This is a genomic window from [Clostridium] aerotolerans DSM 5434 (genome assembly GCF_000687555.1).
Classification (GTDB): domain Bacteria; phylum Bacillota; class Clostridia; order Lachnospirales; family Lachnospiraceae; genus Lacrimispora; species Lacrimispora aerotolerans.
Genome location: NZ_JHWJ01000007.1, coordinates 114,077 through 128,012, shown reverse-complemented (window position 1 = coordinate 128,012; position 13,936 = coordinate 114,077). Strand labels below are relative to the sequence as shown.

The window sequence follows — 13,936 nt, the reverse complement described above, 5'->3', positions numbered from 1 at the left end:
TAATGAGATAAGCCCAGACATACTATCACTAATATCCTAGGAGGGACTGGATTTGTATTTCATATACAGTTCATTGGCGTAGCACCAGTCCACCACCTGAAACCAGTCATCGATATAGGCTGCTCTCTGGTTGTAATGTTTCAGATAATAGGCATGCTCCCATACATCAATGGCTGCAATGGGGCAGAGATTTTTAACAATAGGGGTATTCTGGTTGGCAGAAGTTACAAGCTTAAGTCCGCTGCCCCGTTCTAAGACAAGCCAGGCATAACCGGAGCCGAATACTGACAGGGCTTTGTTCTTAAATTCCTGAAAAAAGGAGTCAATAGAACCAAAGTCCTCCAGGATCGCAGAAAAAAGCATCCCGGCATTGCTCCGTGATTCCAGATCTGACATTCCATTGAAATAAAATATGTGGTTGTAAACGCCGCCGCCATTATTTTGAATGGATTGCCGAATGACTTCCGGCAGGCAGTCTGCGTTACAAATCAGCTTTTCCAGTGACCAGTCATGAAGGTCACACCAGCCCTTTAACGTCTCGTTTAAATTGTTTACATAGGTCTGTAAATGTCTGTCATGATGCAGGCACATGGTTTTTGTATCGATAAATGGCTCCAGCGCATCATAAGCGTAGGGAAGCGGAGGATTTACAAAAGGATAATGCTCGTTCATAAAAAAACCTGTTATTATTTTTGCTATATCATATTCCAGGAACATAGGGATGTGTGGAATGCCCAGCATAAAAGAAAGAAAAATAATAAAAATGGAATAAAAATAGGATATTAGATAAAAAAATATTATTTTTTTTGTTAAATGTCTTGACTTATATGCATATAATCCGCATAATAGTAACAATCAGATTCTATAATTGCTTATAGAAATACATAACAATCATGAATAATGAATATAGTAAATGAATAATGCCTTAATAGGCATATTTTTATACCCTATAAACATATATAAACAATATGTATATATGTTGGGGGCAATCGTATATCATTTCTATGAGCCAATAATAACCATTCTGGTTGATGCATGAAGCTGATTAAAAAAACTACATCTTTATATGCATAAGGAGGGATTATGAAAAAGACAAAAAACTTAAGGCTTACATTCCTGCTCTTTGGCACGGCTCTTATCCTGTCAGGGTGCGCAAAGACAACGACCACAGCAACCGATGGCAAACTAACCATCACCAACGCTTCCTACGACCCCACCAGAGAATTTTATATGGCCTATAATGAAAAATTTGAGGCCTATTATAAAAACAAAACAGGTAAGGAGATCGAGGTAATACAATCCCATGGAGGTTCAGGCAGTCAGGCCAGATCCGTCATTGAGGGAGCCGGAGCCGATGTGGTGACCCTGGCTTTGGCCCATGATATTACCCTGATTGAAAAAGCGGGGTTGATTGAGCCAGACTGGATCAAGGAGTTTAAGGATAATTCTGCTCCCTATACTTCAACCATTGTTTTCCTGGTAAGAAAGGGAAATGAAAAAGGAATTAAGGATTGGGATGATCTCATCCGGGAAGGAGTATCTGTTATCACTCCCGATCCCAAAAGCAGTGGAGGGGCATGCTGGAACTTTCTGGGTGCCTGGTATTATGCCGGCAAACAGTTTAACGGCGATGAAACTCAGATGAAGAATTTTATGTCTAAGCTTTATTCCAATGTCACTGTTATGGACCCGGGAGCAAGAGGTGCCACTACCACTTTTGTGGAAAACGGCCAGGGAGATGTGCTGATTGCCTGGGAAAATGAAGCGATCATGGCAACAGAAGAATATCCAGATAAATTTGAAATCGTATCACCAAGTATGAGCATCTTAGCTCAGCCCAGTGTAGCCATTGTAGACGAAAATGCGGATAAAAATAATACCCAGGAAGCAGCCAAAGAATATCTGGATTATCTTTATACCGATGAAGCCCAGAAAATCATTGGTGAGTATGGCTACAGACCATCCAATCAGTCGGTGTTAAAGGAATTTTCCAGTAAATTCGATTTGAACATGAAACTATGTACCATTGATGATTTTGGAGGCTGGGATGCGGCATATGAGAAATTTTTTGCTGATGGCGGTATTTTCGATGAAATCTATGAAAATTAGAAATTCTGACAGGAGTTTAATATGGTGAAAAAGTACATAAAGAAAGACCGGGTGATCCCCGGATTTGGTCTGACCATGGGGATTACGCTGTTCATGCTTTCTTTCCTTATATTATTGCCCCTTTTATCGGTGATGGTCTTTTCCTTAAAGCTTACCCCTCATGAATTTATAACGTTGATCACCAAAGAAAATGTAATAAATTCATTTCAAACAAGTATCCTTTGTTCCTTTGTTGCTGCAGTAGTGAATTGCTTTTTTGGAGTCATCCTGGCCTGGGTTCTGGTAAGGTATGACTTTCCAGGGAAGCGAATCATGGATGGTCTTATCGAATTGCCCTTTGCCCTTCCAACTGCAGTGGCAGGCATTACCCTTTCCAAGCTGTACTCGGATACAGGAATCCTTGGAAAGCCCCTTGCCCAGCTGGGATTCAAGATTTCCTATACAAAGGCTGGACTTTTGATTGCCCTTGTATTTATTGGCCTGCCTTTTGTCGTCCGTGCCATTCAGCCGGTGCTTGAAAAGCTGGATCCTCAATATGAGGAAGCGGCTTACATACTGGGAGCGGGAAAGGTAAAAACGTTTCTAAAGGTAATATTGCCGGAACTTCGTCCTGCGCTTTGGACCGGTTTTGGCCTGGCATTTGCAAGAGGTATGGGAGAGTATGGAAGCGTTATTTATATCTCTGGAAACAGCGCCAGAGAAAAGACCCAGGTGATTTCATATGTAATTATGCAGAAGCTTAATTATGTGGACTATGCGGGTGCCACTGCAATTGCGCTGATTATGCTTATTATTTCCTTCCTCATTTTGCTTGTCATCAATATGATTCAGATTTGCCAGTCAAGGCGTACGAATTTCATTTAGGAGGTATAGAATGAAAAAGGATAAGAGAAGAGAGAGTCAGGGGGTCAAATGGCTTTTGATTGGAATCAGTGTTCTTTTTATGGCAGTTATGCTGGTATTGCCCTTAGTTTCTGTTATTGTCAATTCTTTCAGTCTTGGGATTCCGTTCTATGTACGTTCCTTGCAGGCAGAGTTCACCAGATCGGCTCTTAAAGTCACTCTTTTGGCAGCCGTGATTGCCGTTACGGTGAATACCTTCTTTGGCATAGGAGCCGCCTGGGTGATCACTAAATTTTCCTTTAAAGGAAAGCAGATACTGGCGGCTCTCATTGATATCCCGTTCTCCATTTCTCCTGTAATCGCAGGTCTGGCGTTCTTAATGACCTTCGGTCGTCTTGGATGGGCCAATTCCCCTATCACACAGCTGAACCAATGGCTGGGGACGGATATCAAGATCGTCTTTGCTCTGCCGGGAGTCATTCTTGCCACCATATTTGTTACCTTCCCCTTTGTATCCAGAGAAATCATACCAGTCCTTCATGCACAGGGAACGGATGAGGAGGAAGCGGCCGCCCTTATGGGAGCCAGCGGTTTTTATATCTTCCGAAAGATCACATTTCCCCATATTAAATGGGCTTTGGTCTATGGCGTGATTTTATGTACAGCTAGAGCACTTGGAGAGTTTGGTGCGGTCAATGCTCTTTCAAAGGCAAGAGGAAAGACCTTTACCCTGCCTCTTGAAATAGATGCTTTATACCTGTCTGGTTCCAGTGATTCCATTACGGCGGCGTTTGCAGTTTCTTCCCTGCTTGTTATCATGGCGATAACTGTAATCGCAGTGAGAAACATTTTGGAATATCAGTCAGGGAAAAAGGAAAAAAGTGTTTGAGAACAGGAAGGGAGGAAGAGATGTACGTTGAACTGAAACATATACATAAAACCTATGGAAGCTACAAGGCATCTGAGGATATTAACATCGGGATTCAAAAGGGAAGGCTGGCTGCACTTTTAGGGCCGAGCGGAAGCGGAAAGACCACCATACTGCGCATGATCGCAGGACTGGAGACCCCTGATTCCGGAGATATCATCATTGATGGGAGAAGAGTCAATGACATTTCTCCGGCGGAGAGAGGAATCGGCTTTGTTTTTCAGAACTATGCCTTATTCCGCTATATGACGGTTTATGAAAATCTGGCTTTTGGCCTGGAGATTAAAAAGCTGCCAAAGAAAGAAATAAAGGAACGAATTTCAGAGCTTATGGAGCTTACGGGGCTTCAGGGACTGGAAAAAAGATATCCCAATCAGCTTTCAGGAGGCCAGAGACAGCGTGTGGCTTTCGCAAGAGCCCTTGCACCAAACCCCAGCCTTCTTCTCCTTGATGAGCCATTTGCAGCCATCGATGCCAAAATCAGAGGAGAGCTTAGAATCTGGCTTCGAGACATGATACATAAAGTGGGCATCACCAGTATCTTTGTTACCCATGATCAGGATGAGGCAGTCGAGGCGGCGGATGAAATCATCATCACCAACAAAGGCCGGATTGAACAGTCAGGTTCTCCCCTTGATATATATAAAAATCCTGAAACTCCATTTGTGGCGGAATTTATCGGTGAATCCTCTAAAATAGATGGGTATCATCAGCTGAAGGGCTTTGAAAAGGGAAGTTATAAAGGGGCGATCATCAGGCCTGAATTTGTAGAGAGCTTTAAAAGTGACAACACGAAATTTAAGGATATCATCAATCATTCAGAGGAAGGGACTATTGAAGATATTTCCTTTCGGGGAAATTGCCTTGAGGTCAAGCTGAGAGTGGGGGATATTTTGCTGACCACTCATCGTTCCCTGGAACGAAGACCTGTAACCATTGGAGAGCGGATGCACGTCATCGTATACCGAATGTATGCCTATGACGATGAAAAGTCTTATTTACTGGAAAATAAAGAACTGATCGGAAAGGAAATGGTCACCTTTTAAGTTCCCGATCAGGTAAAGATGGGAGATAACATGAGTAAGAAGCTGGACCATAAAGTGATTCATACGGATGTATTAATTATAGGCGGAGGAACTGCCGGGTGCTATGGGGCAGTTACAATCAGTCAACATTCAAACCTTTCCGTAGTCATTGCGGAAAAGGCAAATATAAAACGAAGCGGGTGTCTTGCGGCAGGGGTCAATGCCATCAATGCCTATATTGTAAAGGGCAGAACACCGGAGGATTACGTAAATTATGCCACAGAGGATGCCAAGGGCATTGTACGAAAGGATTTGCTTCTGACTGCGGCAGAGCGCTTCAATTCCGTGACAGCTGCCATGGAAGAGCTTGGTCTTGTCATCTTAAAGGATGAAGAAGGCAATTATGCGGCAAGAGGTAACCGGAATATTAAAATCAACGGAGAGAATTTTAAGCCTCTTCTGGCAAAGGCGGTTAAGGAAGCTTCCAATGTCACCGTGCTGAACCGGGTCAATGTGACAGACCTAATTGTGGAAGAGAATGAAGTAAAGGGAGCAATTGGCTTTCATATCCTTGATGAAACTGTTTATGAAATCCGCGCCCGTAAGGTATTAATGGCAACGGGAGGGGCTGCTGGTCTCTACCGGCCCAATAACCCTGGATTCTCCCGCCACAAAATGTGGTATCCCCCCTTTAATACAGGAGCGGGATACGCCATGGGAATTTTATCCGGGGCAGAGATGACTTCCTTTGAGATGCGCTTTATTGCCTTACGGTGTAAGGACACCATAGCGCCTACAGGGACCATTGCCCAGGGGGCTGGTGCAAGGCAGATCAATTCCTCCGGGGAAGTTTATGAGGCTAAGTATGGAATCACCACAAGCGAACGGGTATACGGTACCATCAGGGAGAATTTAGAGGGCAGAGGTCCCTGCTATCTTAAGACCAGCGGAATGGATACCGATAAGGACGAGGAGCTGTTAAAGGCGTACCTTAATATGGCGCCCAGTCAGACCTTAAAGTGGCTGGAGAGCGGCAAAAATCCCAGCGAACAGGATGTAGAGATTTCAGGAACAGAGCCTTATATCGTGGGAGGCCATACAGCCAGCGGCTACTGGGTGAATACAAAGCGGGAGACAACAATCAGGGGCCTCTATGCAGCCGGAGACGTTTCCGGTGGCTGTCCTCAAAAATATGTGACCGGGGCTCTTGCAGAAGGTGAGATTGCAGCTCTTGATATCATTGAAAAGATACAAGAGGAAAAAGAATTGTCCGGGGATTTGGCCTTTGCTGCTTCTAAGATAGAAGAATATGAAGGGAAGCTTAAAGATAAGCCTGGATTATTTACCGTTCAGGAGCTGGAGGAAGCCATGCAAAAGGCAATGGATGAGTATGCAGGAGGCATTTCCACCTATTACCAGTTCAATGAATCAAACTTAAGCCTTGCAGAGGAAAAAATCAATCAGATATTAGGACTTTGGGAGGATTTAACCGCCTGCGACATGCGGGAGCTGATGGAGATTTATGAATTAAGAGAACGTCTCATTGTCTGCAAGTCGGTCATTGCCCATCTGCTTCACAGAAAAGAAACGAGATGGCATTCCTTTAATGAAAATCTGGATCATATGGAAACAGACAAAGCTTATGAAAAGTATGTTAACTCCAGACTGACAGAAGGAAATCTACAGATGATTTACAGAGATATTGTAAAGGAGGCTGAGTATGAGCATAAGGATTGATCAAGACAAATGCGTGGGCTGTATGAAATGCATTGATGTCTGCCCTGGAAGCCTGATTGTTGAAAAAGATCACAAGGCTCATATGAGATACCCCAAAGATTGCTGGGGCTGTGTCTCCTGTGTAAAGGAATGCAGGTTTTCAGCCATTGATTTTTATCTGGGAGCAGATATCGGAGGAAACGGAAGCACCATGAATGTATCCATAGAGGGAGATATCCTTCACTGGATCATCAGGAAAAAGGACGGAACTATAACTGAAATCCAAGTAAACAGCAAGGATTCAAATAAATATTAGGAGAGATGAAAATGAGCAGATTATCACATCTGGATGAGCTGGAAGCAGAGGCCATCTATATCATCAGGGAGGTTGCGGCAGAATGTGAGAAGCCGGTTATGCTTTATTCCATAGGTAAGGACAGCTCGGTCATGCTTCGGCTTGCCATGAAAGCATTTTATCCCGAAAAGCCCCCCTTTCCCTTTCTGCATGTAAATACCACCTGGAAGTTTAAGGAAATGATAGAATTCAGGGATAAGACAGCCAAAGAGCTTGGAATTGAAATGCTTGAATACATCAACGAGGAGGGGGTAAATAATGGCATCAATCCCTTTGATCATGGTTCCTCCTATACGGATATTATGAAAACTCAGGCTCTTAAACAGGCGTTAAATAAATATGGATTCACTGCCGCCTTTGGAGGCGGAAGACGGGATGAGGAAAAAAGCCGTGCCAAAGAGAGAATCTTCTCCTTTCGGAATGCCTCTCACGCCTGGGACCCTAAAAATCAAAGGCCGGAGATGTGGAAGCTCTATAATACGGAAATAAACAAGGGAGAGAGCATTCGGGTATTCCCTATATCCAACTGGACGGAAACGGACATCTGGCAGTACATAAAACAGGAAGAGATTCCAATCGTTCCCCTTTATTTTGCCGCTGAGAGGCCTGTGGTGGAACGGGATGGAAACCTTATCATGGTGGATGATGACCGTATGCGGTTAGAGCCGGGGGAGATTCCTCAGTTAAAGCCGGTCCGTTTCCGGACACTGGGCTGTTATCCCCTATCCGGTGGCGTCTTGTCTCAAGCCTCTACCTTAGATGAAATCATAGAAGAGACATTAAGCTCCGTGGAATCAGAAAGAACCAGCCGTGTCATCGACAAAGACGGTGGCGGGGCGAGTATGGAAAAAAGGAAGAGAGAAGGGTATTTCTAAATGAGTGGATTGCTTAAATTTATTACATGCGGCAGTGTAGATGATGGGAAATCAACACTGATCGGGCATATTTTATATGATTCCAAGCTGCTTTATGCAGACCAGGAAAAGGCACTGCTTCTTGACAGTAAGGTTGGTTCCAGAGGCGGAGAAATCGATTATTCCCTCTTATTAGATGGCCTTATGGCTGAAAGGGAACAGGGAATTACCATTGATGTGGCTTACCGTTACTTTACGACGGAGCGCAGGAGCTTTATCGTTGCCGATACCCCAGGCCATGAGGAGTATACAAGAAATATGGCGGTAGGAGCTTCCTTTGCCAATCTGGCAGTGATTTTAGTGGATGCCAAACAAGGCGTCCTGGTACAGACGAGGCGCCATTCACGGATTTGCGCCTTGATGGGAATTCACCATTTTGTCTTTGCGGTCAATAAGATGGATTTAGCTGATTACAAGGAAGAGAGATTCAACGAGATAAAGAAGGAAATTCTTACTCTTTCAGAGGAACTATCCCTGAAAAACATCAAGATCATACCTGTCAGTGCAACGGAAGGGGATAATGTAACAAAAAGATCAGACCGTATGGACTGGTATCAGGATGAGACGCTGATGGAGCATTTAGAAACCGTGGATATTACTGAGAGCGAAAATCTTGATGATTTCTATCTGCCGGTGCAAAGAGTATGCCGCCCCAACCATGAATTCAGAGGATTTCAGGGACAGATCGAGTCGGGAAAGGTAAAAACCGGTCAAAAGCTTTACTCACTGCCTGGCAGCGAAAGTGCCAGAGTGGAGCGGATTTTAGTTGGAGATAAAGAGGTATCGGAGGCATCTTACGGGCAGGCGGTTACCATTCAGCTGGACCGGGAGGTGGATGTGAGCAGAGGCTGCGTTCTTACGGACAATGAGTCCCTTCCCATTGGAAAGAATATAAAGGCTTCCCTGCTTTGGATGGATGATGAGCCTTTAAGTGCAGCCAAGAATTATCTCATTAAGCTGGGAACGAAGCGGCTTCCTGCCATCATTAAAAAAATTGAATATAAGGTTGATGTCAACACCGGTGAACATATAAAAACGGACCGGGGAGTAAAAAATGAAATCCTGTTTTGTGAAATCGAATGTTCTGAGAATATCGTGGCAGATTTATTTAAGAACCATAAGACTCTTGGTGAGCTGATTCTCATTGACCGTTTAAGCCACATGACATCTGCCTGCGGAGTGGTTGAGCATGTGGAAGGCCAAAGGAAAAAACCATATTTTGAAAAGGATTCTATCTGGGCAGAGGGCTATATATTTGAAGAATTTTACTTTAATCTGGAGCATGCATTCCTTTCTAAGCCTAATTCCGCCGATACGACCTATCATGTGGGGGATGCCGTGCCAATAAAGGGTGACAGCTTTCACTATCCGGAGTACTTTGATATTATTGATGTTGAGCGGTCGGCAGCAATTCTCATCCGCGGTGCTTTCATAAAGGACATCATAAGCCTGACGGAATATGAATACTCCGGCCTTCCTGTACTGGATGAAAGAGGTTTTGCCCTTTTAGTGACTTCAGAAAAAGATGTGGACCGTTTCTTTAAGGAGTACAAATTACTGGAAAAGGATAACAAAGTAGCATTTGTAAACAGATGGTCCAGATTTGAGACCTATAGAAGTGTGGTATGTAACGATAATTACTGGATGATTTAAGTGCCAGTCAGAGAGAAACTTTACTTCCTATTTCTATTATCTGAATGTATAATAGAAAGGGAAGTATAGATTCCTCCTGACAGCAGGAGGCAAAGAGGAGACAATGATGAAATATATTCCGAATATCTTATCTGCAATGAGAATCCTGTTATCCCTCCTCCTTCTTTTGACCCGGCCTCTCTCATCCGGGTTTTTTGCGATTTATCTTATGTGCGGACTGAGTGATATGCTTGACGGATATTTTGCCAGAAGATTTGGGGCTGCCAGTAGGTTTGGCGCTGCCCTTGACAGCCTGGGTGATTTTATCATGATCCTTATCGTACTTTATATGCTGTTTCCGTACCTTGATCTAACTTTAACCGTTATGCTGTGGATAGGAGCAATCGGAGGAATCCGGTTTGCCTCTGGTATTGTTTCTTTTCTTAAATACAGGACCTTTGTGTTTCTTCACACCTATGGAAATAAGGCGACAGGATTTCTGCTATTTTGCTTCCCTCTGTTATTTATGTTCCTGGGAGTGGAAAGGGCAGCGGTCTTTCTTTGCGTGGCAGCAACCATTTCTGCTGTAGAGGAATTTCTCATACAAATCAAATCAAAAAAATTAAATCAGGATATCATCTCTATTTTTCACCTTTGACCCCGGTAAGAACTTTTGAAAATAAATCAAACTTTTAAGAAAATTAGGACAAGTCCAACGAATTGTCATAAATTGTATCTTAATGGAAAAAATTGTCTATAACCAAGTTGACTTTTCCTTTTTTAGATGACATAATACTAGACATTGATTTAGGCCATGAACGCAGAGAGGAAAGTCGTATGAAAAAAATTGAAACAAGAATCCTTTTCATCATTGGAGGGGTTGTTATCTTCTTCATGATATGTACGGGTATTTTAATGATATCCTTTACCAGAAAGACAGTCATTTCGTCGGAAAGCAGCATAGCAGCGCTTTCAGCAGACAAGATGACGGTAGAGGCAGACAGCTATTTTAAAAGGTATATTTCCGTAGCCCAGCAGATGGCAAAAGATTACAGCGGTATGAATCTTCTTATGACCACCAGTTCCAGAGAAGATTTAAAAAGCTCTCAGTACTGGCCGTCCACCTATGGCATGCTGAAGAAGACGATGGAGTCAGACGATGAGATCTTATCCGCATATTATGCAGATGCAGATACCAATATCGCCTTTGACGGAGGAGACTGGGTAGCAGATCCGGACTTCCGTTTAGATGATAGGGATTATGTATTTAAAACAGATGACCAGCTGAAAAAAGGATACATAATTACGGAGCCATATGTGGATCTGGATACCGGAGAACAGGTAATCACCTTTTCCGCACCTGTTTATGATGCTTCTGGAAATAAAATTTTAGGAGTTGCAGCTCTTGACGTAAAGCTTACAAACTTAACCAAGCAGATACAAAGCTATAAGCTTTCCCATGAAAGCGGCGAAGTACGCCTCATCAGTACGTCTGGAATCATACTGGTAAGCCCTGATGAGAATGAGGTCTTAAAAAATATCAAAGAAATAGGACTCCCTGCGGAAATGATGGCAGACTATGAAAATCCGGGAAAGCGTGTCATTACATATCATAATAAGGGGAACGTGGCCTGTGGCATTACACGAATGATCGACAGTGCGGACTGGAAAGCGATCATAACTGTGGACCAGGCTGATTTTACCCGGGTTGCTTCCGCGGCAGGCGTAAGCATGGCAGTCCTCTTTCTTCTTATTGGTATCGTTCTGATAGTTACCATGTATATTGTGGCAAGAAGCGTAGCCAGGCCTTTAAAGAATCTGACTAAAGTTACGGACCAGCTTGCAGCGGGCAATCTTTCCGTGGAAATATCCGTAAGCAGCAAAGACGAGGTGGGGCAGCTTGCAGAGTCGTTAAAGAATCTGACAAAACGCCTGGTAACGTACATCGCATACATTGACGAGATATCCCATACCCTTGATGAATTTGGCAGAGGAAATTTTACATTAAATCTGGCTCATAGCTATGAGGGAGAATTTTCAGCGGTAAAGGATTCTCTTATGAGAACCTCAGATGTACTAAGATCCACCATTGGAGAGATTGCTTTAGTATCCCAGCAGGTATCCAGTGGCTCCGGTGAGGTGGCAAACGGCTCCCAGGCCCTGGCTCAGGGGACCATGGAGCAGGCAGGTGTTATGGATGAATTGTCCGTGACCATGGAAAAGATTTCTATAAATATTACAAAGACGGCTGAAAATTCTACTCAGGCAGAGGCGAGGGCCATTGCAGCAGGGGAAGCCGCAGATGAAAGCAGCGTACATATGAATATGCTTCTGACTGCCATTGAAGATATCAATGAAAAGTCGTCTGAAATTAGTAAAATTATAAAGACTATTGAGGACATTGCTTTTCAGACGAACATTCTTGCTCTGAATGCTGCGGTAGAGGCAGCGAGGGCAGGAGAGGCAGGAAAAGGCTTTGCAGTGGTTGCAGATGAAGTGCGGAATCTGGCAAATAAATCAGCCCAGGCAGCTAAAAATACGGCACAATTAATTGACAGCTCCATACTATCTGTGGATCATGGCACAAAAATAGCCGAAGAGACAAGCCGTATTCTGGGAGAAGTGCTTCTGGGAGTCAGCGATACCGTAGACAGAATTAAGGAGGTATCCCAGGCTTCCTCGGAACAAGCGGAGTCCTTAAGCCAGGCCCTTATGGGATTAGAGCAGGTAAATTCAGTGGTTCAGTCAAATTCTGCCACAGCCCAGGAAAGTTCAGCAGCCAGTGAAGAGCTTTCTGCTCAGGCAGGACTTTTGAAGGAACTTGCAAACAAATTTAAAATATAAGAAAAAAAGACTGTTTTGATGTCCCATAAACCAGGGAATCAAAGCGGTTTTTTTTGTTAATCCATGAAAAGTATAAAAATTTAGAAAATTATAAGAAATTTATACTTAAAAAACCTCTCTTAAACCGCTATAATGAAACAAAGGAAATGGAATAAAGCAGGAGGGAAGAAAGAATGAACGTTTTTAAGCGAAAAGGCAAAGAAAATAAAGACGATACTCTGGAAATGGAATCCTTAAAGGAGCCAATGCCAGATGAAGTATTTGAAAATGAGCTGGAGAACCTGTTGAAGGAAGACAGCGAGGGAAACCACAAAAAGAAAAAGGTAAGAAAAAAATGGAGTAAGAAACGAAAAATCATCACCATCGGAGCAGGTGCATTTTTGGGTCTGTTCCTCCTGTTTTCTATCTTTGGCGGAAAAAAGCAGGCAACGATCGTTCACACGTTTCCCCTGGAAAAAGGGGAAGTAGTAGAGGAATTATCCATTAGTGGTCCTGTTCAGGGAACAGACAGCGTAGAAGTTGTGTCTAATCTTCATGCTGAGATTCTGGAGCTTCCGGTAAAGGAAGGGGAAAAGGTTGAGAAAGGCCAGGTACTGGCGGTTCTCGATGATAAGGATGCCAAAAAAGAGATGGATATCGCGCAGAATGCGTATGATCTGGCTGTCAGTACATATCAGGATCAGCAGACAGAGGCGGAAAATGGCTATGCGAAGGCAAAGCAGGATTATGATACCGCTAAACTCAATTATGACAGAACTCTGACTCTGTATCAGGCAGGAAGCGCGTCCCAGGTAGAGATGGAAACAGCCTCTAATACCATGAATGACGCCAAACGCCAGCTAAGTACATTCACCTTAAAAAACGGCAAGCCCATAGCCAACGAATCTTACACACTTCAAATAGAAAAAGCAGCCTTTGAGGTGGAGCAGAAAAAGGAAGCCTTAAACAATACAAAGGTCACCAGTCCCATTGCAGGAACCGTGGTCCGTGTCAATTGTAAGGTAGGCCGGTTCGCGGATAAAACAGACGACGATAAACCAATGTTTATCATCAACAATCTGGATGTTCTGGAGATGAAGATCAATGTCAGCGAGTATTCCATTGGTAAGGTGTCCATAGGACAGCCGGTAGAAATCACCGCTGATATCTTAGGCACTGAATCAGTAAAAGGGGAAGTAAGCTCTATCTCCCCAACCGGAGAAGAAAAAGGAAATGGTTCCACAGAACGAGTGATTCCTACCACAATCCGAATCATCGACCAGAACAGCCGCCTGATCGCCGGAATCACCGCTAAGGCAAAGATAGAACTGAATAAAGCGGAAAATGTATGGACTGTTCCATTTGCTTCTGTGATTCAGAAGCCGGACGGAACCATGGCAATTGCAACCGTAGAGAATAATGTTGTAAAGATGATACCTGTTAAGAACGGAGTGGAAAGTGATATCCAGACTGAGATCATTCCGGAAGAAGAAGGTGCCCTTAAGGAAGGGATGCAGGTAATTGATGCTCCAACCGAACTCTTAGAGGATGGTACGACGGTGGTAGTGGCTCCGTCCGGTCAGTAAAGGGG

General features: G+C 43.6%; 12 protein-coding genes. 11 read left to right on the top strand and 1 reads right to left on the bottom strand.

What is annotated here, in order from left to right; translation table 11 throughout:
- Nucleotides 1–36: 36 nt before the first annotated feature.
- Complete coding sequence (locus T546_RS0111605; protein ID WP_034599059.1) at nt 37–672, bottom strand: superoxide dismutase; 636 nt, start codon at nt 670–672, stop codon at nt 37–39.
- A 411-nt stretch (nt 673–1,083) separates the two neighbouring features.
- Between T546_RS0111605 and T546_RS0111600 the strand changes: the two genes are divergently transcribed.
- The 11 genes from T546_RS0111600 to T546_RS23410 all read left to right on the top strand — a co-directional run bounded on the left by T546_RS0111600 (nt 1,084) and on the right by T546_RS23410 (nt 13,931).
- Nucleotides 1,084–2,109, top strand: a complete 1,026-nt coding sequence (locus tag T546_RS0111600; RefSeq protein WP_026891762.1) for a sulfate ABC transporter substrate-binding protein — start codon at nt 1,084–1,086, stop codon at nt 2,107–2,109.
- Nucleotides 2,110–2,130: 21 nt separating this feature from the next.
- Nucleotides 2,131–2,973, top strand: a complete 843-nt coding sequence (gene cysT, locus T546_RS0111595; protein ID WP_026891761.1) for a sulfate ABC transporter permease subunit CysT — start codon at nt 2,131–2,133, stop codon at nt 2,971–2,973.
- A 10-nt stretch (nt 2,974–2,983) separates the two neighbouring features.
- Nucleotides 2,984–3,841, top strand: a complete 858-nt coding sequence (locus T546_RS0111590) for a sulfate ABC transporter permease (RefSeq protein ID WP_026891760.1) — start codon at nt 2,984–2,986, stop codon at nt 3,839–3,841.
- A gap of 20 nt (nt 3,842–3,861) precedes the next feature.
- Nucleotides 3,862–4,926, top strand: coding sequence for an ABC transporter ATP-binding protein (locus tag T546_RS0111585; protein ID WP_026891759.1), 1,065 nt, complete (start codon nt 3,862–3,864; stop codon nt 4,924–4,926).
- 30 nt (nt 4,927–4,956) lie between these two features.
- On the top strand, nt 4,957–6,642 hold the full coding sequence (locus T546_RS0111580) for an adenylyl-sulfate reductase subunit alpha (RefSeq protein ID WP_156951326.1): 1,686 nt from the start codon (nt 4,957–4,959) through the stop codon (nt 6,640–6,642).
- Nucleotides 6,626–6,937 (top strand): 4Fe-4S dicluster domain-containing protein, encoded by a 312-nt coding sequence (locus T546_RS0111575; RefSeq protein WP_026891757.1) that lies wholly within the window; start codon nt 6,626–6,628, stop codon nt 6,935–6,937. The genes T546_RS0111580 and T546_RS0111575 overlap by 17 nt, the downstream gene beginning before the upstream one ends.
- Nucleotides 6,938–6,948: 11 nt before the next feature.
- Nucleotides 6,949–7,851: a sulfate adenylyltransferase subunit CysD gene (gene cysD, locus T546_RS0111570; RefSeq protein ID WP_026891756.1), complete on the top strand. Its 903-nt coding sequence runs from the start codon at nt 6,949–6,951 to the stop codon at nt 7,849–7,851.
- Nucleotides 7,852–9,543: a sulfate adenylyltransferase subunit 1 gene (locus tag T546_RS23420; RefSeq protein WP_084326355.1), complete on the top strand. Its 1,692-nt coding sequence runs from the start codon at nt 7,852–7,854 to the stop codon at nt 9,541–9,543.
- A gap of 103 nt (nt 9,544–9,646) precedes the next feature.
- The gene (locus tag T546_RS0111560) at nt 9,647–10,180 is read left to right on the top strand and encodes a CDP-alcohol phosphatidyltransferase family protein (RefSeq protein ID WP_242842227.1); all 534 of its coding nucleotides are present in this window, start codon (nt 9,647–9,649) and stop codon (nt 10,178–10,180) included.
- Nucleotides 10,181–10,359: 179 nt separating this feature from the next.
- Nucleotides 10,360–12,366 carry a methyl-accepting chemotaxis protein gene (locus T546_RS24630; RefSeq protein ID WP_051629782.1) on the top strand — a complete coding sequence of 669 codons (2,007 nt, stop codon included), beginning with the start codon at nt 10,360–10,362 and terminating at the stop codon, nt 12,364–12,366.
- A 173-nt stretch (nt 12,367–12,539) separates the two neighbouring features.
- Nucleotides 12,540–13,931, top strand: a complete 1,392-nt coding sequence (locus T546_RS23410; protein WP_051629780.1) for an efflux RND transporter periplasmic adaptor subunit — start codon at nt 12,540–12,542, stop codon at nt 13,929–13,931.
- Nucleotides 13,932–13,936: the final 5 nt, after the last annotated feature.

Bases quoted from the DNA above. Each gene is read 5' to 3' on its own strand.
- T546_RS0111605 (WP_034599059.1), bottom strand. From the start codon at position 672: ATGAACGAGCATTATCCTTTTGTAAATCCTCCGCTTCCCTACGCTTAT.
- T546_RS0111600 (WP_026891762.1), top strand. From the start codon at position 1,084: ATGAAAAAGACAAAAAACTTAAGGCTTACATTCCTGCTCTTTGGCACG.
- cysT (WP_026891761.1), top strand. From the start codon at position 2,131: ATGGTGAAAAAGTACATAAAGAAAGACCGGGTGATCCCCGGATTTGGT.
- T546_RS0111590 (WP_026891760.1), top strand. From the start codon at position 2,984: ATGAAAAAGGATAAGAGAAGAGAGAGTCAGGGGGTCAAATGGCTTTTG.
- T546_RS0111585 (WP_026891759.1), top strand. From the start codon at position 3,862: ATGTACGTTGAACTGAAACATATACATAAAACCTATGGAAGCTACAAG.
- T546_RS0111580 (WP_156951326.1), top strand. From the start codon at position 4,957: ATGAGTAAGAAGCTGGACCATAAAGTGATTCATACGGATGTATTAATT.
- T546_RS0111575 (WP_026891757.1), top strand. From the start codon at position 6,626: ATGAGCATAAGGATTGATCAAGACAAATGCGTGGGCTGTATGAAATGC.
- cysD (WP_026891756.1), top strand. From the start codon at position 6,949: ATGAGCAGATTATCACATCTGGATGAGCTGGAAGCAGAGGCCATCTAT.
- T546_RS23420 (WP_084326355.1), top strand. From the start codon at position 7,852: ATGAGTGGATTGCTTAAATTTATTACATGCGGCAGTGTAGATGATGGG.
- T546_RS0111560 (WP_242842227.1), top strand. From the start codon at position 9,647: ATGATGAAATATATTCCGAATATCTTATCTGCAATGAGAATCCTGTTA.
- T546_RS24630 (WP_051629782.1), top strand. From the start codon at position 10,360: ATGAAAAAAATTGAAACAAGAATCCTTTTCATCATTGGAGGGGTTGTT.
- T546_RS23410 (WP_051629780.1), top strand. From the start codon at position 12,540: ATGAACGTTTTTAAGCGAAAAGGCAAAGAAAATAAAGACGATACTCTG.